This is a genomic window from Lactobacillus taiwanensis DSM 21401 (assembly GCF_001436695.1).
Taxonomy (GTDB): domain Bacteria; phylum Bacillota; class Bacilli; order Lactobacillales; family Lactobacillaceae; genus Lactobacillus; species Lactobacillus taiwanensis.
The window spans coordinates 16,990-36,761 of the sequence record NZ_AYZG01000007.1 but is presented as its reverse complement, the minus strand read 5'-3'; the positions used below and the strand labels follow the sequence as shown (position 1 = coordinate 36,761).

Here is a 19,772-nt window from a genome sequence, read left to right as displayed (position 1 = left end):
ACTCTATCCTTAATACTTATCAAAATTACCTTTTTATTTTAACACGTTGTAGAGCATTTAAAATTACGTAAAGGAGGACAATTTGAATCCAAGGTACAATTAATTCCTTTAATATTCTTTGTAAAAATGCAGCTCTTAAATCTAACCCATATAATAGATGAATCCAATATGTATTCATTAATACATTAACAACTATTGTCACTAATAAAGTTGCAGCAATAATGCGCCACCATTTAATTGGTTTTTGATATAAAAAGATCGCATAAATCACAACCCCTACTATTGCTGAGAGAATAAATCCTGGGAAAAATCCACCCTCAACGCCAAAAACAGCTGATTTTAATAAATCACTTAGTACTGCACCAACTCCGCCCCAGAAAGGACCAAAATAATAAGCCAATAATGCACTTCCAATAAATCCCAATCCTACTTTTACTGTAGCTGGACCAAACGATATTTTTTGTAGCACAACATTCATTGCTACCAGTAATGCCAGAGTAACTAAGCCCTGCAAATCTATTTTCTTTATTCCTGTCTTCATCGGCATCCCTACCTTCCAAAAAAAGCACGACTTTACTAACAAGTCATGCCTCTAATTTTCTCTCCAAATAATCTCAGCTAAAGCAGAAGTTTCACCTTGATTAGAAATCAAATGATACGAAATAAGTCTTTCTGAATCAAGTTTTACCTCTGATAAAGCTTGAGCGCCATATTGTACTTCCTTCTTGAATGAAATATCAATACTCTTAATAGTATGAGAATTTAAAAACTCTCTAGGTAAGGTATCAATCATCCAATCAAAGTAAACACTATTAGTTAAATGATGGTTCGTATCTAAATCATAATATCTAACTGCATATGTCTTATTTGATTCATACTCCTTTTCTTTTAAAGGACGCAATCTCTTAAAGCGTGGCATATGCTTCAAATACGGATTTCCAAACTTTTCCATCATTTGACTATCTGCTTCAGTAATTTTTCGATTTTCCAAATCTAAAATTACCCACTGGCTTTTAGCATCTACTATCTTTTTGTTAGTAGAATCAATTATACCAAAATCTCTGTATTCAAAAAAGCGATTATAACCACTACCATTAGTTGTTACCGTAATTTTTTCGCCAGCTTTAGGTAAACGCTCAACATCAAGATGATATTCAACCACTACCCAGCCCAAGTTTTGCTTTAACAAATCCTTGATACCTGCTCCTCCTTGAGTTAATTGATCATTTGAAACTTGCATAAAATGTTCAATTAACTTAGGAAGTTGTATTCTTCCTGTTTCATCACAGTCACCATAAGTAACCTGATGTCCTTCTTTAAAAATCTTTTCCATTAACGCTCACCACGCAATTAATTTTGATGATATTTATCATAGAGTTCATTTTTTGATACTTTATTAGCTTTAGCAACTAACTTAATAGCATCTTTTTTACTTTCGCCAGCTTTAACTCGATCAGCCACTTGCTTAATCAATTCATCCCAGGAGAGTTGCTTTTCCTCTTCTTCATTTGGCGAAACTAAAACCACAAATTCACCACGTGGATCATTCTTAGTAAAATACTCATTAATCTCACTAATTGATCCTCTGATATATTCTTCATGAATTTTAGTTAACTCACGAGCTAAAGCAATCTTTCTATCTGGCTTGATTACTTCCGCTAAAGTTTTCAAAGTTTTCTTTAAACGGTGCGGTGCTTCATAAAAAATAGATGTAGCACGTGCTTGATCCATCATTTCAAAATATTTCTTTTGCTCGCTGCTCTTTCTAGGTAAAAAACCATAATAAGTAAATGGTTGTGCATCAAAACCAGACGCAATTAGAGCCGTCGCAAAAGCAGAAGGTCCTGGAAGAGATACTACTGGAATATCATTTTTAATACACTCTTGTACCAAAATATAACCAGGATCAGAAATAACTGGCATTCCAGCATCAGAAATTTCTGCAATTGTATTTCCCTCTTTAAGCAACTTAATCAACTCTGGTGCACGTTCTTTTGAATTATACTTATGAAAAGAGATCATCTTATTATGAACGCCAATTTTTTCAAGCAAAATACCACTGGTTCTTGTATCTTCAGCAGCAATATAGTCAGCCTCAGTCAGAATTCTCTTAGCTCTTAAAGTAATATCTTCTAAATTTCCAATTGGAGTAGGGACAAGATACAGACGTCCCTTATCTTTTTCATTAAAACTACTCTGCACTTGCATTATTTTATCCCCTACTCTTTTGCCTATGATTTACAAAGTTATCTAAAATATCTAAGCAAAACATGCAGTCTTCACCAGATTCACGATGAGAACCATAATACATATTGCAAATATGATAACCTGAGTCATAAATATTGCGTAATGATTTTAAACCAGCTTGAGACTTATTCTCAGCTGGTTCTTTATTTGCATCTAACTTACTAATTTTTTCTCTTAATAGTTGGTTTTCAACCTTTAATTCTGTATTTTCTTTTAATACTTCAAGCATGTCATTTTCCAGACCGGCAACAGTTTTTGTCATTGCTTGAAGATTTTGCTGTAATTGTGACAATTGTGAAAATGGATCCACTCAAAAACACCTACCGTTCAAAACTCAATACTAAATAATCTAACGTATTGTGGAAACTAACATTACTAGCTCGCATCTTATCAGCTATCATTAACAATTCTAACAAGTATGCGATTTCCCTTAACTTTTTATTTGCTTCTAAATTCTTTAGAGCCAAAGTCTTAAGCTGGTAAAAAACAAACTTTTGACTTGCAGACTTAGTAGCAAGGCTACTTATTCGACTAACACGTACTAAGGCTAAATCATTATGCTCTAATAATTCTTGAAATAAATATTTGCTCTCTTCTTCAAGCTTATTCGTATCACCGAGATCATCTATTTCTTCATCAGTTAAACCATATTCAAGTAGCTCGGCTCTTTTACTATCAATTTTTTCATCAGAAAAATTAAGAATCTGCGTTCTAGATTTAACTGTTGGTAAAATTTGATTTTCATTATTTGTAATCAGAATTGTAACTACTGGTGCAACAGGTTCTTCTAACAAATTAAGAAGAGCATTACTAGCAGCTAAAGTTAATTTTTCTGCATTTTCAATTATAAAAAATCGACGATTTCCTTCAACAGGGCTCTTTGCCAGTTCTTCTTTTAAGGGACGAATCTGATCAATAGAGAGAGTTTGTTTTCCCTCTAATTTCACCAAAAAGACATCTGGATGATTTCCATCCAAAATTCTTTGGCAATTGTTGCAAGTCCCATCTGGCTTGTTTTCTCCCGTACAATTAAAAAGACATGCAAGCCAATAAGCTGTATTAAGTCCCTTTTTTTGCATAGGATCAACAAACAAGTAACTATGAGCAACTTTTTTATTTAGATAAGCATCCCTTAAAAGATCAACCTGCTTACTACCTATATTCTTTAAATCAATCATTAAAAGTGCTTAAATTCCTCAACTGGTAATACAAAGACCGTCGCTCCACCAACAGTAACTTGTACAGGTTTGCCTAACATCGACGTACCAGCCGCATCCATGTTCATATTAGAAACATATTGTTCTCTAGTATGTGAACTCCTCTTAATGATTTCTAATACTTCATTTACTCGTGAATCTTCAATACCAACAATAAAAGTTGTATTTCCTGCCTTTAAAAATCCACCACTAGTAGCTAATTTAGTTGCCCGAACATCATTTTGAATAAATTCTTTCGCTAATGCATCTGCATCTTTATCCTGCACAATTGCTAAAACAAGTTTCATTCTTACCAAATCCTTACATAAAAATATCAGGTAATTGCTTTCTTATTATTTTAACACTATTGGCTGCAACATCCTTGATCGGCAAATTTGCATCTACTCTTTTAATTCTATCAGGATATAGCTTTAAAAGCTCAGAATAGCCTGCATAAACCTTATTATGAAATTCTAATTTTTCTTGCTCAAGCCGATCTTCTTGACCTGCACGTTCTTTTTCAATTCTAGACAAGCCAACCGCTGGATCTAAATCTAAAAAGATCGTTAAATCTGGTTCAAGTCCGCCAGTTCCAAAATCATTAATTTGTTTTACTTCTTCAACGCCTAAATCTCTACCCACACCTTGATATGCTAAAGAACTATCGATAAATCTATCAGATAAAACAATTTTACCAGCTGCTAAAGCAGGACGAATCACTTCACTAACATGCTGGCTTCTTTGAGCTGCATAAAGAAGAGCTTCAGTTCGATCATCCATTTCTTTATTTTCTGGATCTAAAATAATTGTCCTAATGTTTTCGGAAATTTTAGATCCACCAGGTTCGCGTGTAACAATTGTTCTTTCTTGCAAAGTTTTAGGTAATTGCTTGATAAGCTCGTTGATAACTGTGGTTTTTCCTGCCCCATCTGGGCCTTCAAATGTAATTAAATATCCTCTCATGTTTACCCCCACTTGGCATTGTACTGTAAAAGAAAAAAGAAAGACAGACTTGTTTTTTTAAGATTATTTATTTTTCCATAAAAAAAGCCCACCTTTGGTGGACTACATTATCTAGTAATAACGCTTGATGAGCTACTAGATTTAGTGTTTCTTCTTCTTGCTTCTTCATATAAAAAAATAAATTTTGCATGAAGAATTTTATTTAAAACACGATTATCAAATGAATAATCAACCGTTGTTTGGTCGAAAACTTTCTGTTCTGCAAGTTGTCTTTGCAGTTGAGCCACAATCCTTAATAATCGTTCGTCTCCTGCTTTTTTAACTTTATGCCTTTTTCCAATCATAGATCTGTTCTCCCTTGAACAGCACGCTTTAAAGTAATTGAATTTGCATATTCGATATCGCTACCTACGGCTAGTCCTGCAGCAAGACGTGTTACCTTCAAACCAGCTGGCTTAATGAGTTTAGCCAAATACATGGCAGTTGCTTCTCCTTCTGGGCTAGAGTTTAAAGCCAGAATAACTTCTTTCACATCATCTTGTTTTTGAAGCCTAGTAATTAAACTTTTAATATTAATTTCTTCTGGTCCAACTCCATCCATTGGCGATAAAACTCCATGTAAGACATGGTACAAACCATTATATTCGCCCATCTCTTCAAAAGCCATTACGTCTTTAGGCTGTTCAACTACCATAATGGTAGAGTGGTCACGATTTGTATCACGACAAATTTCACATGGATCGCTTTCAGTGATATTGCCACAAATCGAACAAGAATGAAGATTTTCTTTTACCTGTATTAATGCTTTAGAAAAATCTTCTACATCATCTTCAGGCATATCCATTGTATAAAAAGCTAATCGCGTTGCTGTTTTTTCACCAATACCAGGCAATTTCATGTAATTATCAATTAAACGTGCAATTGGTAATGGATATTGCATCTTACATCAAACCCTTAGTATATTTACCCATTGATGCTTGAGTCGCATCATCAACAGCTTTAATTCCTTTATTAACAGCATCAATAACTAAATCTTGAAGCATATCTGGGTCATCTGGATCAATTGCTTCTCTATTAATCTTTAAATCTTTTAACTTACGGTCCCCACTAAATGTAGCAATAACCATATCATCAGCTGATTTACCTACAAATTCTTGAGTAGCCAAACTTGCTTGTTCAGCTTCCATTTGTTGTTGCATCTTCTTAGCCTGTTTAATTATTCCTTGCATGTTGCCGATGCCCATACCGCCAAAATTAGGTCTTCTACTCATCTTTTTTCTCTCCTTAATCTTTAACTTGTGCTAGATCACCAAAAAGTTCTTTTGCCTTATCAATGACTTGCTTTTTGGCTTCTGGATCTATTTGATTACCATTTGCTTCTTGTTCAGATTTTTCTAGTCTTTGAAATTTTTTAGCAAGTAACTCTTCTTTATGACTTGCCACAAAATCATGACGTACTTTCAACCATGAAGAATCTGCAACTAAAACAATACTATAATTATGCTTTGTTAACTTAGCAATTTCAGCTTCAAGTTGAGAAATTAGATCCCCATCTTGATTTGCTCGTTCAAACCATAATTCATATTTACATTTTAAAACAACTTGCTCATGACTTGCAGCTACAGGATCCAAAACTTCCATTACAGCTCGTTGAGAAACCTTTAGAGTAGACAGTAAGTCTGGCCAAATATCTTTTACTGTATTTAAATCTTCCTTAGTGGCATTTTCAAGCACATGATATACTTGCCGGCGGTTATTTTCTTGAGCCGCTTGGTTATTAGAACTAGCCTTTCTTCTTCTCGGCTTTTGTTCTAGTTGATTTTCTTTATCGGTAAGGGGTTTAATTTGTGACTTAGTTTCAGTTTTAATTGTGCCAGAAAAGTCTGAAGTAATATTTCTAGCAGGCGCTGGCCGATTTTTCAATTCAGCAACTTGCTTGCTTAAAGTGTCAATTTGATTTTTTAGAGTTTGAACAATATCTGATGAAATTGCTTCCGCTGCTTGGCCCGCAGATTCATTTTTTACTGGAGCTTGAGTTACTTGAACTACAAATACATCAAGCGGAATTTGTTGCTGATTAGTATAGCGTAAATCATTTAAAGCAGTATTAGCTGCTTGGACTAAATTATAAAACTTTTCTTCTGGAATTTTAGCTAATTCAGAGGCATAATTCTCAGTTAAAAAAGTTTCTTCCTTATTACTCTTAATTGCCAGCATCCCTTTAACAGTTAAACTAATCAACTCGTCTAAAATATTTTTAGTTGATGCGCCGTCTTTTAGGAGACCATGAACTATTTCAAGAGCTGTCGAGGTTTCACCATTAAGTAAATTTAATAATACTTGTTCAACTTTTTCTTGAGCAGCGTATCCGGTGATTCTTAAAGCATCTTCATATTTAACCTTATCTTGATCATAAGACAAGATCTGGTCCAAGATACTTAAACTATCACGCATTCCACCATCAGCTACTTGAGCAATTACTTCAAGGGCCTTTTCTTCAAAGTCAATTTTTTCTTGGCCTAAAATATAAGTCATTCGAGCAATTAAATCATGTTGATCAATCCGCTTAAAGTTGTAGCGCTGAGTTCTTGAAATAATAGTTGCAGGAACCTTTTGAAGTTCAGTCGTAGCTAAGATAAATACCACATGCTCTGGTGGCTCTTCTAGTGTCTTAAGTAAGGCATTGAAGGCTCCCATCGAAAGCATATGAACCTCATCGATGATGTAGACTTTATATTTACCTTGTGTTGGGGCGTATTTTACTTTATCTCTGATATCTCGAATTTCATCAACACCATTGTTGGAGGCGGCATCGATTTCGATGATATCATTCATTGTTCCTTGATCTGCTGCAAGACAGTTTTCACACTTATTACATGGTTCTCCGTCTTGCAGATTAGTACAATTTAAGGCCTTGGCAAAAATTTTAGCACATGATGTTTTACCAGTACCACGTGGTCCTGCGAATAGAAAAGCATGTGATATCTTGCCACGCTTGATTGCATTTTTTAATGTATCAGTAATCGCTGTCTGCCCTACAACTCCATCAAAAGTTCTAGGACGCCACTTACGATATAGCGCTTGATAAGCCATTTTGCACTTCCTTTATCAAAAAAACTCCTAGCTCAAACGAGCTAAGAGCTGTTTATTTTCTCAAAAAAAGGCACATGCCCAAGTAACCTTAGTGCTGCTACCTTCCGGTCCTGACACAATTTGGAGGTCGGACATTGCCCACAAACTATAATACAGTATTTTGATTTATTTTTCCACTATTTATCTTGCTTTTGTTTACGTCTAATTTCACGGAAAAAATCTTTTAGCATTTGAGCAGCTTGATCCCTAAATAAACCACCATAAATTTGAGGATGATGATTAAATTTTTCCACTTTAAATAAATCAATTACGCTACCTGCTGCTCCAGCTTTTGGATCAAAAGCACCATAGTAAACTTCAGCCAGTCTTGAATTAATGATTGCCCCGCTGCACATAGGGCATGGTTCAAGCGTAATAAATAAACTACAGTCGACTAAGCGCCAGGAATTTAATTTTTTACAGGCTTGTCTAATCGCAATCATTTCGGCATGCTGCGTTGCATCTTCATCAAGCTCGCGTCTATTATATCCTTCGCCAATCACATTGCCATTTTTATCTACAACAATTGCACCAATTGGTACCTCACCTTGTTCTTCAGCCTTTTTTGCCTGTTCAAAGGCTAGGTGCATGTATTTTTCTTTTTGCTTTTTAGTTAACATGGATCTTCCTCTTTAATTTCTGCTTATATTTTAACAAAAAGAAAAAAGCTAGCGACCTGCTAGCTAAAAATTTTTATTGTTGGTTATAAAATTGATTTTTTGTAATGTATGAAATTGATTTTACATATTGACCCTTATGATGGATCTTAATATATTCCTGATTTGGATCATAACCACCTACTTGTTTTATTTTATAAGCTCTAGTTTTACTATCCTTTGGGTTAATGATCGTTACTTGTTTGTAATTCTGAGTGTTTTTTGGAACCTTAGCATAACTAACTGTTTCCCTAACCAATGGATTTAAACGATCGGTAGCAGACGTATGAACAGTCAAAACTCCAATAATTGCTATTACCAGTACAGTTAGAAGTGAAATAACTCCTATTTTAAATTTCTTCATATTTTCCCCCTGCATTAAAGCTTAATTTTTAACAAATTGAATAGTATGATTGTTTAATTTAACTACGTAATCACAGGCATTCCATACTTTCGGATCATGGGTTGCTATTAAAATTATTGCCTGTTTACTAAAATCTGCCAATAAATGTTTTAAAATAAGTGAAGCATTATCTGGATCTAAGGATCCTGTTGGCTCATCTGCAAAAATTATTTGAGGTTGTTTCAAGATTATGCGCGCCAAGGCTATTCTCTGCTGCTCTCCTCCACTTAAAGTATAAACTTTTCGTTCTAAATCTAAATATTTCAAATCTAATTGCTCAAGAACCTCATGCATTAATTTTATTTTTTGAGATTCCGATATCTTTTTATGCTTTATCCCAACCGATAAGTTACTCTTAACAGAATCATTATCAATTAATCCAAAATTTTGAAAAATATATCCTAATGTATCTCTTCGTAATTTGTCTATATTTTTTTCATTTACTTCTTTTCCAGAGATACAGATCTTCCCAGAGTCGGGTTGTTCTAGTCCCCCAAGAATATTTAAAAAAGTAGTTTTTCCTGCACCACTCCGACCAATAATTGCATAGCTCTTTCCTTTTTCAAATTCACATGAAGTCTCGTTTAAAATAATTCTATCTTTAAACTTTTTACTAATCTGAATAGCCGATAACATACTGATCCTCCTTAATTTCCTTTATTTAACGTCAAAAGTAGTTTCTTTTCAGATCGATTTGAAAGAAAGAAAATAATTAAACCCTCTGCAATTAAATAGATAATTAAGTACCAAAGAGAACTAAAGGATGCTTTTTGGACTATGAACACACATAAAAATAAAATTGTATCTATACTTAAATTAAATAAAACAAATCTAGAGACCAAATTTATATTTGATTGACCAAATAATTTATTAATTGTTAATTTTGAGCGATTTTTTTGTATAAAGGATAAACTGATAAATGCAATAACTAAAATTAATTGAATTAAAGAAATTATAACTATTAAGGATAAAATTGTAATACGCTGGACTAACTCAATTCTAAAGTTAGCCAATCTTGTTTTAGCATCTGTAATTCCACCAATATACTTAGAAAGTCCAGTTTTATTTAAAGTTCGCTGCAACTTGTCTAAATCAAAAAACTGAATCATCCCTTGAGTTGCTGCAGAATAGTAGAAATTATCCGATAAGGCATTCAAATCATTTATTACTACAATAATTGGATCTCTTGAAATTGAATCAACAATTTTTTTTCCAATTGTATAATTAAAAATAGATTGATTGTTCGCATAAGTAACTATCTTTAAACTTCCCTTCATCTTTTTTGTACCTGATAAAGTTTCCTGGAAATTTATAAATTCATTAAATTTTTTGATAAAACTCTGTCTCTGATTTTCTCTATTTATAGGAAATAAGATTGTAAAATTTTTATTTTTAATATCTTTAAAACTGATTTTTTTATTATTAGTACTCTTGATTTCATTGTATTTAAAGTAGTTTTTATTAACAAAAAGTACATTTCCACTTTCTGGAGTATCATCTTGTAAATTAGGATGAAATTCTTGTGAATTTCTTGAAACAATATTATTCGGCATTAAATCCATTGTTTCTCTAGTTAAACTCCCTAATTTATCTGTTTCGGTTACATTTTTATCATCTACATTAGTAAATTGAAGAATATAACCACTATTGTGCTTAATCCATTCATGCATTATAGTCTGGTCATTTCTAAAAGTCTCAACCGTATGGTGTAAGCTTAAGACGTTGATAGTAGTTAAAATTATCAAAGATATTTTAAAGATATATCCTGTAGCAACGAAAGGTCTAGTATAAGTTTGTCCCTTTAAAGCTGGATAAAGATTAATATATGCTAACACAGTATAGGAAATAAGATCCAAAACGATGAAAAATGCAAATATAAATATCAACACTAAGAAACTATATTTGAGCCAAAATATAATCCCATCTTTATTCATCACTAAAAGCGTATAACCGATACTCAGTCCTAAAAATATGCCGATTAAAGTACTAAATGATACAAGCATTCGTTTTAGATCGTTAACTATTATCTGTAAATACGACCATCCATTTAACCTTAAAACTGCATATTTTTTAAATGAATAAATTTTTTCAATCAACATAATGATAAGTAAAATAGCTAAAAGACTTATAAATATAGGTAAATAGCTAATTATGTTATTTTCATTTTTTAAAAGGCTGAGTAAAGAAATATGATAAATTGTAAAACTCAATCCTAAGCTTGATAATTTTTTACTCAATTCTTTAAGTGATTGAGAATCAGCGTTGGTATAGTAACGTCCTTTAACTTCTTCTAAATTAAGTTTCTGGTCGTTTATTTTTGAAATATCTGAATTTTTGAAATAGGTAATATTTTGATTTAATTTATCATTAAAATTATAAAATGACTTTGATGTATTCCCAGTTACGGTATTTAATCTTACTAAACTAATTTGATAGTTATTTTGAGTAGCACTTTTCTTTAATTCATCAAATACTCTTTTTTTAGAATACTTTCCATTTTGATTGGTTACTTCAATAACAGTAGGACTTCCAGGAACATTTCCCTTATCCAACTGCTGAGTAAGCATACCAAGTAAAATCAAACTAAGAGCAGTTATAATTCCAAAGATTCCTAATTTAACAATCCTAAACATTTTCTCATATACAAAAATAATAGCGCATCTAATGCGTTATTATTTTTCCCTTTATAAATTATTTCACATTGTAATATGATTGGTTTCCCATCCATGCCTTCGTAGCAGAAGCTCTTGCAGTTACTCCTGGTCGTGTCCATCCACTAGAAGTCGAGTAGTTTCCCTTCACGGAAGCACTGTGAGTTCTACCATTATGTGAATAATATGACCAGACATAGGTATTACCTACTCCATAATTCCAAGTTCCTCCTTGAGCATAAACTGTTGCTGCCAAGGCTGGCGTGATAGTTAATGCTAACGCTGCTCCAGTCGTTGCAAGAGCAGTTATAATTCTACTTACCTTTCTTTTTCATGATAATTCCCTTCCTTTCTTAATATTTTTTATTAATATTTTTTGTTTTTATTAAAAATAATACAATATTTCATAAATTACAATAAAAAGTCTAATTTTTTATTACGGCATAACCTTATATAATTTTTAAGACGTAAGTCGCTCCCGATATCTTTAAGGATCAAGTTATAACTAAAAAAAGCTGGCTAAATTAACCAGCTCACTTAAATAAATTCATTATAAAACATATTCATGTATAGGATAACAAGTAAAAATAAAAAAGATCCTTTGACCCTTTCTACTTAAATTCGGCCATGTTTTTTAATCGTATAACAATCAACAAAATAGCCAATTGATCCAACAAAGTAAAGCGTAGCCAAACCAGCTGCTCCCAAAAAACGATTACCATTGACCGATAAATAAATCATTCCACCAAGACCAACCAAAACAATCAAAACTAAAATAATATTAATAAACAGTTTCATAATGAATTCACTTCTTTCAAAGTATTTCGTTTCTTATTTTGTATTCGCTTTCATTATAAATCATTTTAGTTATATATTTAATTATTTTTACTCATTAAAATATAGTATCCCTTATCACGAGCTAAAATTTCACAGTTTCCGTATACTTTTGTCATTAATTTCTTTGCACTTGGTGCACCTTGTTTTTTCTGAATTACTACTAATAAAACACCATTTTCAACTAAATGATCCTTGGCTTCAGTTAAAATCTGGTCCACTACTTTCTTTCCGGCACGAATTGGGGGGTTAGTAATAATTAGCCCATATTTTTTATCCACTTGTTCATAAATATCTGATTGATAAATATTCACATTATCTACCTGATTAAATTGTGCATTTCTTTTAGCTAAGTCTAAGGCACGCTCGTTTACATCTACCATATCGACTTCTTGATCAGGCCAAAATTTTGCAGCAAATAATCCCATCGGGCCATACCCAGTTCCAACGTCAAGAATTCCATTTTTTGGAAAATCGATATCTTTCATGGTCTTGATTAGCACACCTGATCCATAGTCAATTCTCAATTTTGAAAATACACCTGCATCAGTTGTAAATTTTAAGTCAATATTGTCAATATGATAATCAACTAAATGCTCATCATGCTTAGCATCTGGATTAGCCGCAAAATACATTTGATTCTTTTTTGCCATAATTATTCTCGCTTCTTTTATTTATCATTTATAGTTTATCAATTCTGCTTTGCTTTTTTCTACAAAGTTTTATAATTAGAATGTTACAGAACAGAAAGGAAGAGATGGAATGACGATTTCTATTCCTATATTTATTTTAGCAATTATTATCGGAATTATCTGTTTATGGACAGGATTTAGAATAAAAGGCAAACAACCTGTATTTGGACGCGTTCTTTCAACAAATAGCCAAACTTGGGCAAGATTCTGGTTAACAACTGGCTGGGTAATCATTATTATCGCAGTTTGCTACATTCTATTTATGATCATCTTACATTTTTATTTATCTATCTAAAAAAAGCGTAAATTCAACAGTAATAGGGTCTATCGAATTTACGCTTTAATTTTTATCTTTTTTCTTTTCAATCCAGTCCCTAAACTTATTCCACTCGCTAGGAGTATGGGTAGGCTTTAATTCCTGGATTTGCTTTTGTAAATTTTGATTTTGTTCAGCTAAAAGTTTATTTTGTTCCTCTAGGCGGTCTAATTTATCTAAAATCAAAGTCAATTCCGCATCTTTATCTTTAATGCTAATGTTGCCCTCATTTCTTCTCATTAAATATGTAGTAAGAGAACTAGTAACAATTCCCATTACCCCTACTCCAATTAGAATCATCGCTAGAATTACTAATTTTCCAAGTAAGGACTGCGGAGAAATTGTATGACGGGAAATATCACCATAGCCAACTGTACTAGCAGTAGTAATAGCCCACCAAAAAGCTTGATCAAGTGAAACATGCTCTGTAATCGAAATAGCAACTGAACCTAGCATCAAAAAGGCAATACTAAAATATATTACATATAAAATTCCGTGAGTATGCAAGATATCCTTTAGCATTCCCACAAGACCTGCCAGCCGAATTAAACGTAACAAGCGAAAGTAAAGACCGATGTCACCTAATTGAGCAAATTTCATCCAATTAAAAGCAATTCCTACCGGAATAATTGCCAATAATTCAAAAATATTATTTTTAAAAAATACTTGCTTATCTTTTGCTAAATATAAGCGATAAAAATAATCAATCGCTAAAATAATTAAAATAATATTATTAAGCCAAAACCATTTACTATTAGCACCATTAATATCAATTATTGCCGCAAAATCTAATACAATTAAAATAATTGAAATAATGGCCAAGGTAGCTTTAAACCATTTATAAAAATTCTTCTTAATCATAATTTTATTGTAAACAAAAATGAGGACTCCGTAAAATAGAATCCTCATTTTTAACAGTGTATTCAGTTAAGACTTTATTACTTAACAGTAACAGTTGCGCCAACTTCTTCAAGTTTAGCTTTGATGTCGTTAGCTTCGTCTTCAGAAACGCCTTCCTTAACGTTCTTAGGAGCACCATCAACAAGGTCCTTAGAATCCTTAAGGCCAAGACCAGTGATGTCACGAACAACCTTGATAACCTTAACTTTTTCTTGACCAACATCAGTCAATTCAACGTCAAATTCAGTCTTTTCTGCACCTGCGCCTGCAGCACCTGCAGCAGCAACTGGAGCAGCAGCTGAAACACCAAATTCGTCTTCAATAGCCTTTACTAAGTCGTTTAATTCAAGGATTGAAGCACCTTTTAAATCTTCAATAATCTTTTCAGTATCTAAAGCCATTATAAGTTTCCTCCGAAATTAGATATGTGTAAATTTACTATATTATTCGTCTTTTGAATCAGCGACAGCCTTAACAGCGTATGCAAAGTTGCGAACTGGAGCTTGTAATACAGATACAAGCATTGAAAGTAAACCTTCGCGACCTGGAATAGCTGCAAGTTTCTTGATTTCTTCTTGGCTGGCAACCTTACCTTCGAGCATACCACCTTTAATTGATAATGCATCGATATCATCTTCGTATTTAGAAACAATACGAGCTGGTTCAGTAATGTCTTCTGCATCAGCAGTGTAAACAACAGCAGTAGGACCAACAAAAGTATCGTCTAAACCTTCGATACCAGCCTTTTCAGCAGCACGCTTTAAGTAAGTGTTCTTGATAACTTTCATCTTAACGTTAGAATCACGTAAATCCTTACGTAAGTTAGTTACTTCTTCAACAGTTAAACCTAAGTAGTCAATTACTAAGATAGCTTTCGCTTCCTTAAGTTCTGCTGCAAAGTCATCAACAAGCTTTTCTTTTTTAGCAATGATTGCTTTACTCAACGAATTCACCTCCAAATTTACTTTAAGATAAATTCTATCAGCCGAAATAAAAACCCCATGCCAAAAAGACATGGAGTTGTAAAACTCTTTGTTTTTCTGGCCTCGGCGGGATATTAAGGCACGTTAGCCACCCGAGTCTTAGGTAGAATTTACTGTACAATATATTACCGTAAATTAGGTAAGTCGTCAATAGCTTTTTTTAATTAAACCATTTTTCGCGAATCTTTTTTAGCTCTCCTGTCTTCTCTAGGTGGTTAAGAGCTTGATTGATTTTGTTTTTAAGAGTTTTATCTTTTTTATTGATTCCTACTGAAAATTTTTCACTTGGATATGGTAATTTTTCTTTTTTAAATTCTTTTTGATACTTGCTATGAGCTAAATAATAATTTGCATATACCCCATCGATTAATAAACCATCAATTCTACCAGCTTTTAAATCAATGAAGGCATTGTTATAAGTATCATACAAAACTGTACTTTTAACGCGTTTTTTTAAGACTTTAGGATAATTATCCAAATCATCGGCTCCTGAAGATCCTGTCTGAACTCCAAGAATTTTTCCCTTCATTTGTCGATAATTATCTATTCCCTTATTTTTCCGTGTAACCAGGATCTGATCATTTTCAAGGTAAGGTTTTGAAAATGCTACTTTCTTTGCCCTAGCCTTCGTCTTAGTGTATCCATTCCAGATAACATCTATGGTTCCATTACGAAGCTCAGTCTCTTTCATTGACCAATCTATTGTTTGAAAATCAGGTTTTAACCCAATTTCCTTGCAAACCGCTTTAGCTAAGTCAACATCAAAGCCAACAAGCTTACCATTTTTTTGGCGAAAATCCATTGGTACGAAGCTGTCGTCAACACCAATTACTAAAGTACCGCGCGACTTAATCGTCTGCCATGAATTTTCCTGTCTTTGACATCCAGCCACGCCAACAGAAGCTAGCACAATGATCAATAGGCACAAAAATCGTATTATTTTTTTCATCATTTTTCTATTGGCTCAACTTTTAAGATTTTATCAGCAACAGCTTTTCCAAACTGGTGATCATGAGTAATAATTACCTGCGTCATTCCAGTTTGTTTAAGCTTTAAGAAAATATCTTTTACTTTTCCTACTAACTCAGGGTCTAAAGCAGATGTAGGCTCATCATAACATAAGATTTCAGGTTTCATTTGCAGTGCTCTAGCAATGGCTACACGTTGCTTTTGTCCTCCTGATAATTGATATGGATATAAAGTTTTAAACTTGTTTAAGTCTAGTTGATCTAAAACAGGTGTAGCTGCTTTTTCAGCTTCTGCTTTACTCATCTTATTTACCATAATTGGAGCAAGCGTAATATTATCCATTACCGAAAGGTTTGGAAAAAGATTGTAGTCTTGAAAAACCATCCCTACCAAGTGATTATTACGGTCTGTAGGATCAAATTCTTTTCCATTATGGATGAATTTCCCACTATCGGCACTCTCAAGACCAGCAATTAAACGAAGTAGGGTCGTTTTCCCTGCACCTGAGGGGCCAATAATACTTAAGATATCTCCTTGATCTAATGACAAACTTAATTTATCAATAATTTTTCTCGTGCCAAAGCTCTTACTTATATTCTTGAGCTCTAAAACTTTATTTCCAAACATTGCTTCTCTTCTCTACTACTCTCAATAAAGCTGTTAAAACTGCTGTCATTGCCAAATATACACACCCTACTAATACGAGTGGAACTAGAGATACATCTCTTGCAGTCGCAACATTTCCAGCACGTAAAAGGTCTCCTAAACCAATTACATAGACCAAACTGGAGTCCTTAACTAAGTTTATCAGCTCATTACCAATTGAAGGCAAAACAATCTTAACAACTTGTGGACGTACAATTCTATTAATTGTTTGCCATCTACTTAACCCTAGGACTTGTGCTGCCTCAAATTGTCCGACTGGTACTGCTTGAAGCCCACCACGAAAGATTTCTGCAAAGTAAGCTGCATAATTGATAATAAAAGCAACTAAAGCAGCTTCATATCTTGGAAAGACAATTCCCACAGTTGGTAAGCCATAAAAAATAAAAATTAATTGTAGTAAAAGCGGTGTACCACGAATAATCCATACATAAAATTTCAAAATAGCTTTAACTAACTTCAATTTTGAATGTAAACCAAAGGCAACTAATAAACCTAGCGGAATAGAAACTACTGTCGTCCAAAAAAAGATCTCAATAGTTAACCAAGCACCGGAAAATAATGAAGGTAAAATACTAAAAATATAATTTAGCATTTCCTTCACCTCCTGTTCTAAAAATAGCATATTGTTTAATTTTAACTAAAATCTCATTACACTTTCAACCTTAGTACAAAAAAAGACTTCACAATTGTGAAGTCTTTTTGCTTAATTAAACAACTATTAATTAGTCTAAGTTTAATGGATCCAAGTGGATACCAGGGCCAAAGGTTGCAGAAACGGCAACACTCTTAACGTATTGACCCTTAGCTGATGCAGGACGTGCACGAAGAATAACGTCACGTAAAGCATCAAAGTTTTGTGCTAATTTTTCAGCGTCAAATGAAGCCTTACCGATTGGTGCGTGGATCAAACCTTGCTTATCAACACGGTATTCAACTTGACCTGCTTTTTGGTTTTCAACAGCCTTAGCAACGTCCATAGTAACAGTACCAGTCTTAGGGTTTGGCATTAAGCCCTTAGGTCCTAAGATACGACCTAAACGACCAACCTTAGCCATCATCATTGGAGTAGCAATAACTACGTCAAAGTCTAAGTAACCGTTTTGAACTTTTTCTACTAAATCATCAGAACCAACTTCGTCAGCACCTGCTTCTTTAGCTTGGTCAGCTTGTGGACCTTCAGCAAAAACAACAACTTTCTTAGATTTACCAGTACCGTTTGGAAGTACCAATGCACCTCTAATTTGTTGATCTGCTTGCTTAGGGTCAACGTTTAAGTTATATGCAACTTCAATAGTTGCATCAAAGTTTGCGTATGAAGTTTCTTTTGCTAACTTCATAGCTTCATCTACTGAATAAAATTTAGTTGAATCAACTTTTTTAGCTGCTTCTAAATATCTCTTTCCATGCTTTGCCATGTAAAAATCCTCCTGAAAATGTGGTCAAACGAGTCTTCTCACACTCTCCCACCTTGATTCGTTAATTTTGATTAACGATCCGACGTTCCTAAAAACACTAGTCTTCTACAGTGAAGCCCATGCTTCTAGCAGTACCTTCAATCATGCGCATAGCAGCTTCAATATCTGCAGCGTTTAGATCTTTCATCTTGGTTTCGGCAATTTCCTTAACTTGGTCCTTAGTTACCTTAGCAACCTTCTTAGTGTTAGGTTCACCAGAACCCTTGTCCACTTTAGCAGCCTTCTTCAAAAGAACAGCAGCTGGTGGAGTCTTAGTAATGAATTCGAATGAACGATCTTCATAGACAGTAATAACTACAGGGATAATCATACCCTTTTGATCAGCAGTACGTGCGTTGAAGTCCTTAGTGAAACCAACGATGTTGATTCCAGCTTGACCCAATGCAGGACCAACTGGAGGTGCAGGAGTTGCTGCACCAGCAGGAATTTGCAGTTTAACTACGTTAATAACTTTCTTTGCCACGGTCAATACCTCCTTGATTCCGTGATGCGGTTATAGTGGAGAATTTTCCTTCTTCTCCTCCCACAATAATAAAGATACTCTAATATACTACCAGCAATTTATTAAATTGACAATAGCTAATTAAATTTTTATTATTGGTCAAATTCTTTTACTTGGTTATAGTCAAGTTCAGCATTTGTTTCTCTGCCGAACATATCAATAGAAACATAAAGTTTATCTTTTTCTGGATTAATTTCAGTAATCTTACCACTCATGCCACTAAATGCACCGTCAATAATAGTTACTGTTTCACCAACTTCATAGTCAGCTTTAGGTTTTTTAGCTGGTTGGCCTTGAGAAGCAAGAATTCTTTCAATTTCGTCATCATATAAAGGAGATGGCTTTGATCCACCACCGTGACTGCCAACAAATCCAGTAACGTTTGGCGTATTTCTGACAACATACCAACTTTCATCAGTCATTACCATTTCTACTAAAACGTAACCTGGAAATACCTTTTCATCTACTTCTTGTTTCTTACCACGAACAGTTTCAGTTTTTTGTTCTTCAGGAACAATTACTCGAAAGATATAATTTTGCATACCCATTGATTGGGCTCTAGAAAGTAAATCTTTCTTAACTTTTTCTTCGTAGCCAGAATAAGTGTGTAAAACGTACCATTTCTTTTCGCTGGTTTCAACCATGTTTCTAAACTCCTTAAAATAATACCTTTATGCAAATAAAAAAACCTCCGAGGGAGGCTTTTTAACCGATTTAATTATAACACATATACTGTTTTTATAAGAACATTTGCGTTAAGTAGCTAAATAATAAATCTAGCAAACCAAGGTAAGCACCAAACAAAATTGAGCTGATGATTACAACACCTGTATCACGTCTATTTTGTTTCCATGTAGGCCATGATACTTTTGCCATAGTTTGGTTAACACTCTTAATAAACTTAAACATTGCTTACCTACCTCGTTTCCTTATGCAAAGTTTGCTTTCCGCAATGCTTACAAAACTTCTTAAGTTCAAGTCTTTGCGTTCTATTCTTGCTTGCTGCAATCGAATAATTGCGAGAACCACATACAGTACATGCAAGAGCTGCTTTCTTTACTGCCATAAAACCACTCCTAAACTGCATTTATCTTAGCAAAAAAATGTTATTTTAGCAATTCCTATCAATAAAGTAAAGAAGAACCTAATTTACCCATCAAAAAATTATATCTCCTTTTAAATAATAT

At 33.6% G+C, this 19,772-nt stretch carries 30 protein-coding genes, 1 other RNA gene and 1 other annotated feature; of the genes, 1 reads left to right on the top strand and 30 read right to left on the bottom strand.

Annotation, left to right across the window (positions count from 1 at the left end; genetic code table 11):
- Nucleotides 1-25 precede the first annotated feature (25 nt).
- From FD18_RS02020 to FD18_RS01935, 19 genes are all read right to left on the bottom strand, one after another.
- Nucleotides 26-541 (bottom strand): folate family ECF transporter S component, encoded by a 516-nt coding sequence (locus FD18_RS02020; RefSeq protein WP_218824133.1) that lies wholly within the window; start codon nucleotides 539-541, stop codon nucleotides 26-28.
- A 51-nt stretch (nucleotides 542-592) separates the two neighbouring features.
- Nucleotides 593-1,333 carry an acyl-[acyl-carrier-protein] thioesterase gene (locus FD18_RS02015; RefSeq protein WP_057718309.1) on the bottom strand — a complete coding sequence of 247 codons (741 nt, stop codon included), beginning with the start codon at nucleotides 1,331-1,333 and terminating at the stop codon, nucleotides 593-595.
- A gap of 17 nt (nucleotides 1,334-1,350) precedes the next feature.
- Nucleotides 1,351-2,208, bottom strand: a complete 858-nt coding sequence (gene rsmI, locus FD18_RS02010; protein ID WP_057718308.1) for a 16S rRNA (cytidine(1402)-2'-O)-methyltransferase — start codon at nucleotides 2,206-2,208, stop codon at nucleotides 1,351-1,353.
- Nucleotides 2,209-2,212: 4 nt separating this feature from the next.
- Nucleotides 2,213-2,557 carry a DNA replication initiation control protein YabA gene (gene yabA / locus FD18_RS02005; protein ID WP_057718307.1) on the bottom strand — a complete coding sequence of 115 codons (345 nt, stop codon included), beginning with the start codon at nucleotides 2,555-2,557 and terminating at the stop codon, nucleotides 2,213-2,215.
- Nucleotides 2,558-2,567: 10 nt separating this feature from the next.
- On the bottom strand, nucleotides 2,568-3,425 hold the full coding sequence (locus FD18_RS02000) for a DNA polymerase III subunit delta (protein ID WP_057718306.1): 858 nt from the start codon (nucleotides 3,423-3,425) through the stop codon (nucleotides 2,568-2,570).
- Complete coding sequence (locus tag FD18_RS01995; RefSeq protein WP_057718305.1) at nucleotides 3,425-3,751, bottom strand: cyclic-di-AMP receptor; 327 nt, start codon at nucleotides 3,749-3,751, stop codon at nucleotides 3,425-3,427. Before FD18_RS01995 ends, FD18_RS02000 begins: the two co-directional genes overlap by 1 nt.
- Nucleotides 3,752-3,764: 13 nt before the next feature.
- Complete coding sequence (tmk, locus tag FD18_RS01990) at nucleotides 3,765-4,406, bottom strand: dTMP kinase (protein ID WP_057718304.1); 642 nt, start codon at nucleotides 4,404-4,406, stop codon at nucleotides 3,765-3,767.
- 107 nt (nucleotides 4,407-4,513) lie between these two features.
- Nucleotides 4,514-4,750: a YaaL family protein gene (locus FD18_RS01985; protein WP_057718303.1), complete on the bottom strand. Its 237-nt coding sequence runs from the start codon at nucleotides 4,748-4,750 to the stop codon at nucleotides 4,514-4,516.
- Nucleotides 4,747-5,346: a recombination mediator RecR gene (gene recR, locus FD18_RS01980; RefSeq protein WP_057718302.1), complete on the bottom strand. Its 600-nt coding sequence runs from the start codon at nucleotides 5,344-5,346 to the stop codon at nucleotides 4,747-4,749. The genes FD18_RS01985 and recR overlap by 4 nt, the downstream gene beginning before the upstream one ends.
- A gap of 1 nt (nucleotide 5,347) precedes the next feature.
- The gene (locus tag FD18_RS01975; protein WP_057718301.1) at nucleotides 5,348-5,677 is read right to left on the bottom strand and encodes a YbaB/EbfC family nucleoid-associated protein; all 330 of its coding nucleotides are present in this window, start codon (nucleotides 5,675-5,677) and stop codon (nucleotides 5,348-5,350) included.
- Between the two features lie 13 nt (nucleotides 5,678-5,690).
- Nucleotides 5,691-7,499 (bottom strand): DNA polymerase III subunit gamma/tau, encoded by a 1,809-nt coding sequence (gene dnaX / locus FD18_RS01970; RefSeq protein WP_057718300.1) that lies wholly within the window; start codon nucleotides 7,497-7,499, stop codon nucleotides 5,691-5,693.
- A gap of 62 nt (nucleotides 7,500-7,561) precedes the next feature.
- An RNA gene (gene ffs / locus FD18_RS09265) (signal recognition particle sRNA small type) lies at nucleotides 7,562-7,642 on the bottom strand.
- Between the two features lie 33 nt (nucleotides 7,643-7,675).
- The gene (tadA, locus tag FD18_RS01965; protein WP_057718299.1) at nucleotides 7,676-8,158 is read right to left on the bottom strand and encodes a tRNA adenosine(34) deaminase TadA; all 483 of its coding nucleotides are present in this window, start codon (nucleotides 8,156-8,158) and stop codon (nucleotides 7,676-7,678) included.
- 73 nt (nucleotides 8,159-8,231) lie between these two features.
- Nucleotides 8,232-8,558 (bottom strand): YxeA family protein, encoded by a 327-nt coding sequence (locus FD18_RS01960; RefSeq protein WP_057718298.1) that lies wholly within the window; start codon nucleotides 8,556-8,558, stop codon nucleotides 8,232-8,234.
- Nucleotides 8,559-8,579: 21 nt separating this feature from the next.
- Nucleotides 8,580-9,233, bottom strand: coding sequence for a putative bacteriocin export ABC transporter (locus FD18_RS01955; RefSeq protein ID WP_057718297.1), 654 nt, complete (start codon nucleotides 9,231-9,233; stop codon nucleotides 8,580-8,582).
- An 11-nt stretch (nucleotides 9,234-9,244) separates the two neighbouring features.
- On the bottom strand, nucleotides 9,245-11,230 hold the full coding sequence (locus FD18_RS01950) for a hypothetical protein (protein ID WP_057718296.1): 1,986 nt from the start codon (nucleotides 11,228-11,230) through the stop codon (nucleotides 9,245-9,247).
- Between the two features lie 58 nt (nucleotides 11,231-11,288).
- A complete protein-coding gene (locus FD18_RS01945; RefSeq protein ID WP_094495897.1) occupies nucleotides 11,289-11,558 on the bottom strand; it encodes a lactococcin 972 family bacteriocin in 270 nt (89 codons plus the stop codon).
- A 305-nt stretch (nucleotides 11,559-11,863) separates the two neighbouring features.
- Nucleotides 11,864-12,046 carry a hypothetical protein gene (locus tag FD18_RS01940; RefSeq protein WP_057718294.1) on the bottom strand — a complete coding sequence of 61 codons (183 nt, stop codon included), beginning with the start codon at nucleotides 12,044-12,046 and terminating at the stop codon, nucleotides 11,864-11,866.
- A 77-nt stretch (nucleotides 12,047-12,123) separates the two neighbouring features.
- Nucleotides 12,124-12,735 carry a class I SAM-dependent methyltransferase gene (locus FD18_RS01935; RefSeq protein WP_057718293.1) on the bottom strand — a complete coding sequence of 204 codons (612 nt, stop codon included), beginning with the start codon at nucleotides 12,733-12,735 and terminating at the stop codon, nucleotides 12,124-12,126.
- A 109-nt stretch (nucleotides 12,736-12,844) separates the two neighbouring features.
- Here FD18_RS01935 and FD18_RS01930 point away from each other — a divergent pair, with 109 nt between their 5' ends.
- Nucleotides 12,845-13,069, top strand: a complete 225-nt coding sequence (locus FD18_RS01930) for a hypothetical protein (RefSeq protein ID WP_057718292.1) — start codon at nucleotides 12,845-12,847, stop codon at nucleotides 13,067-13,069.
- A gap of 45 nt (nucleotides 13,070-13,114) precedes the next feature.
- Here the strand turns inward: FD18_RS01930 and FD18_RS01925 are convergent, their stop codons facing one another.
- The 11 genes from FD18_RS01925 to rpmG form a co-directional block, all read right to left on the bottom strand.
- The gene (locus FD18_RS01925) at nucleotides 13,115-13,951 is read right to left on the bottom strand and encodes an ion channel (protein ID WP_057718291.1); all 837 of its coding nucleotides are present in this window, start codon (nucleotides 13,949-13,951) and stop codon (nucleotides 13,115-13,117) included.
- A 77-nt stretch (nucleotides 13,952-14,028) separates the two neighbouring features.
- Nucleotides 14,029-14,391, bottom strand: coding sequence for a 50S ribosomal protein L7/L12 (rplL, locus tag FD18_RS01920; RefSeq protein ID WP_003647769.1), 363 nt, complete (start codon nucleotides 14,389-14,391; stop codon nucleotides 14,029-14,031).
- Between the two features lie 42 nt (nucleotides 14,392-14,433).
- Nucleotides 14,434-14,934: a 50S ribosomal protein L10 gene (rplJ, locus tag FD18_RS01915; RefSeq protein WP_057718290.1), complete on the bottom strand. Its 501-nt coding sequence runs from the start codon at nucleotides 14,932-14,934 to the stop codon at nucleotides 14,434-14,436.
- A gap of 37 nt (nucleotides 14,935-14,971) precedes the next feature.
- Nucleotides 14,972-15,095 (bottom strand) — a sequence feature (ribosomal protein L10 leader region).
- A 38-nt stretch (nucleotides 15,096-15,133) separates the two neighbouring features.
- Entirely contained in the window at nucleotides 15,134-15,922 is a 789-nt protein-coding gene (locus FD18_RS01910) for an amino acid ABC transporter substrate-binding protein (RefSeq protein ID WP_057718371.1), read from the bottom strand.
- On the bottom strand, nucleotides 15,922-16,569 hold the full coding sequence (locus tag FD18_RS01905) for an amino acid ABC transporter ATP-binding protein (protein WP_057718289.1): 648 nt from the start codon (nucleotides 16,567-16,569) through the stop codon (nucleotides 15,922-15,924). The genes FD18_RS01910 and FD18_RS01905 overlap by 1 nt, the downstream gene beginning before the upstream one ends.
- Nucleotides 16,556-17,200, bottom strand: coding sequence for an amino acid ABC transporter permease (locus tag FD18_RS01900; RefSeq protein ID WP_011161561.1), 645 nt, complete (start codon nucleotides 17,198-17,200; stop codon nucleotides 16,556-16,558). Before FD18_RS01900 ends, FD18_RS01905 begins: the two co-directional genes overlap by 14 nt.
- A gap of 130 nt (nucleotides 17,201-17,330) precedes the next feature.
- Complete coding sequence (gene rplA, locus FD18_RS01895; protein ID WP_004895751.1) at nucleotides 17,331-18,023, bottom strand: 50S ribosomal protein L1; 693 nt, start codon at nucleotides 18,021-18,023, stop codon at nucleotides 17,331-17,333.
- 97 nt (nucleotides 18,024-18,120) lie between these two features.
- Entirely contained in the window at nucleotides 18,121-18,546 is a 426-nt protein-coding gene (gene rplK, locus FD18_RS01890) for a 50S ribosomal protein L11 (protein ID WP_004895752.1), read from the bottom strand.
- 131 nt (nucleotides 18,547-18,677) lie between these two features.
- Nucleotides 18,678-19,229 carry a transcription termination/antitermination protein NusG gene (nusG, locus tag FD18_RS01885; RefSeq protein ID WP_057718288.1) on the bottom strand — a complete coding sequence of 184 codons (552 nt, stop codon included), beginning with the start codon at nucleotides 19,227-19,229 and terminating at the stop codon, nucleotides 18,678-18,680.
- A 94-nt stretch (nucleotides 19,230-19,323) separates the two neighbouring features.
- Nucleotides 19,324-19,494 carry a preprotein translocase subunit SecE gene (gene secE, locus FD18_RS01880; protein ID WP_004895754.1) on the bottom strand — a complete coding sequence of 57 codons (171 nt, stop codon included), beginning with the start codon at nucleotides 19,492-19,494 and terminating at the stop codon, nucleotides 19,324-19,326.
- 7 nt (nucleotides 19,495-19,501) lie between these two features.
- Nucleotides 19,502-19,651 carry a 50S ribosomal protein L33 gene (gene rpmG / locus FD18_RS01875; protein ID WP_003647778.1) on the bottom strand — a complete coding sequence of 50 codons (150 nt, stop codon included), beginning with the start codon at nucleotides 19,649-19,651 and terminating at the stop codon, nucleotides 19,502-19,504.
- Nucleotides 19,652-19,772 lie beyond the last annotated feature (121 nt).

Coding starts and splice junctions, on each gene's coding strand:
- rsmI (WP_057718308.1), bottom strand. CDS start 2,208: ATGCAAGTGCAGAGTAGTTTTAATGAAAAAGATAAGGGACGTCTGTAT.
- FD18_RS01905 (WP_057718289.1), bottom strand. CDS start 16,569: ATGTTTGGAAATAAAGTTTTAGAGCTCAAGAATATAAGTAAGAGCTTT.
- FD18_RS01950 (WP_057718296.1), bottom strand. CDS start 11,230: ATGTTTAGGATTGTTAAATTAGGAATCTTTGGAATTATAACTGCTCTT.
- FD18_RS01930 (WP_057718292.1), top strand. CDS start 12,845: ATGACGATTTCTATTCCTATATTTATTTTAGCAATTATTATCGGAATT.
- recR (WP_057718302.1), bottom strand. CDS start 5,346: ATGCAATATCCATTACCAATTGCACGTTTAATTGATAATTACATGAAA.
- FD18_RS01960 (WP_057718298.1), bottom strand. CDS start 8,558: ATGAAGAAATTTAAAATAGGAGTTATTTCACTTCTAACTGTACTGGTA.
- FD18_RS01910 (WP_057718371.1), bottom strand. CDS start 15,922: ATGAAAAAAATAATACGATTTTTGTGCCTATTGATCATTGTGCTAGCT.
- FD18_RS01985 (WP_057718303.1), bottom strand. CDS start 4,750: ATGATTGGAAAAAGGCATAAAGTTAAAAAAGCAGGAGACGAACGATTA.
- secE (WP_004895754.1), bottom strand. CDS start 19,494: ATGTTTAAGTTTATTAAGAGTGTTAACCAAACTATGGCAAAAGTATCA.
- FD18_RS01955 (WP_057718297.1), bottom strand. CDS start 9,233: ATGTTATCGGCTATTCAGATTAGTAAAAAGTTTAAAGATAGAATTATT.
- FD18_RS01925 (WP_057718291.1), bottom strand. CDS start 13,951: ATGATTAAGAAGAATTTTTATAAATGGTTTAAAGCTACCTTGGCCATT.
- FD18_RS02000 (WP_057718306.1), bottom strand. CDS start 3,425: ATGATTGATTTAAAGAATATAGGTAGTAAGCAGGTTGATCTTTTAAGG.
- FD18_RS02020 (WP_218824133.1), bottom strand. CDS start 541: ATGAAGACAGGAATAAAGAAAATAGATTTGCAGGGCTTAGTTACTCTG.
- FD18_RS01900 (WP_011161561.1), bottom strand. CDS start 17,200: ATGCTAAATTATATTTTTAGTATTTTACCTTCATTATTTTCCGGTGCT.
- dnaX (WP_057718300.1), bottom strand. CDS start 7,499: ATGGCTTATCAAGCGCTATATCGTAAGTGGCGTCCTAGAACTTTTGAT.
- FD18_RS01975 (WP_057718301.1), bottom strand. CDS start 5,677: ATGAGTAGAAGACCTAATTTTGGCGGTATGGGCATCGGCAACATGCAA.
- FD18_RS01940 (WP_057718294.1), bottom strand. CDS start 12,046: ATGAAACTGTTTATTAATATTATTTTAGTTTTGATTGTTTTGGTTGGT.
- rplA (WP_004895751.1), bottom strand. CDS start 18,023: ATGGCAAAGCATGGAAAGAGATATTTAGAAGCAGCTAAAAAAGTTGAT.
- rpmG (WP_003647778.1), bottom strand. CDS start 19,651: ATGGCAGTAAAGAAAGCAGCTCTTGCATGTACTGTATGTGGTTCTCGC.
- FD18_RS01935 (WP_057718293.1), bottom strand. CDS start 12,735: ATGGCAAAAAAGAATCAAATGTATTTTGCGGCTAATCCAGATGCTAAG.
- nusG (WP_057718288.1), bottom strand. CDS start 19,229: ATGGTTGAAACCAGCGAAAAGAAATGGTACGTTTTACACACTTATTCT.
- FD18_RS01995 (WP_057718305.1), bottom strand. CDS start 3,751: ATGAAACTTGTTTTAGCAATTGTGCAGGATAAAGATGCAGATGCATTA.
- tadA (WP_057718299.1), bottom strand. CDS start 8,158: ATGTTAACTAAAAAGCAAAAAGAAAAATACATGCACCTAGCCTTTGAA.
- FD18_RS02015 (WP_057718309.1), bottom strand. CDS start 1,333: ATGGAAAAGATTTTTAAAGAAGGACATCAGGTTACTTATGGTGACTGT.
- rplL (WP_003647769.1), bottom strand. CDS start 14,391: ATGGCTTTAGATACTGAAAAGATTATTGAAGATTTAAAAGGTGCTTCA.
- tmk (WP_057718304.1), bottom strand. CDS start 4,406: ATGAGAGGATATTTAATTACATTTGAAGGCCCAGATGGGGCAGGAAAA.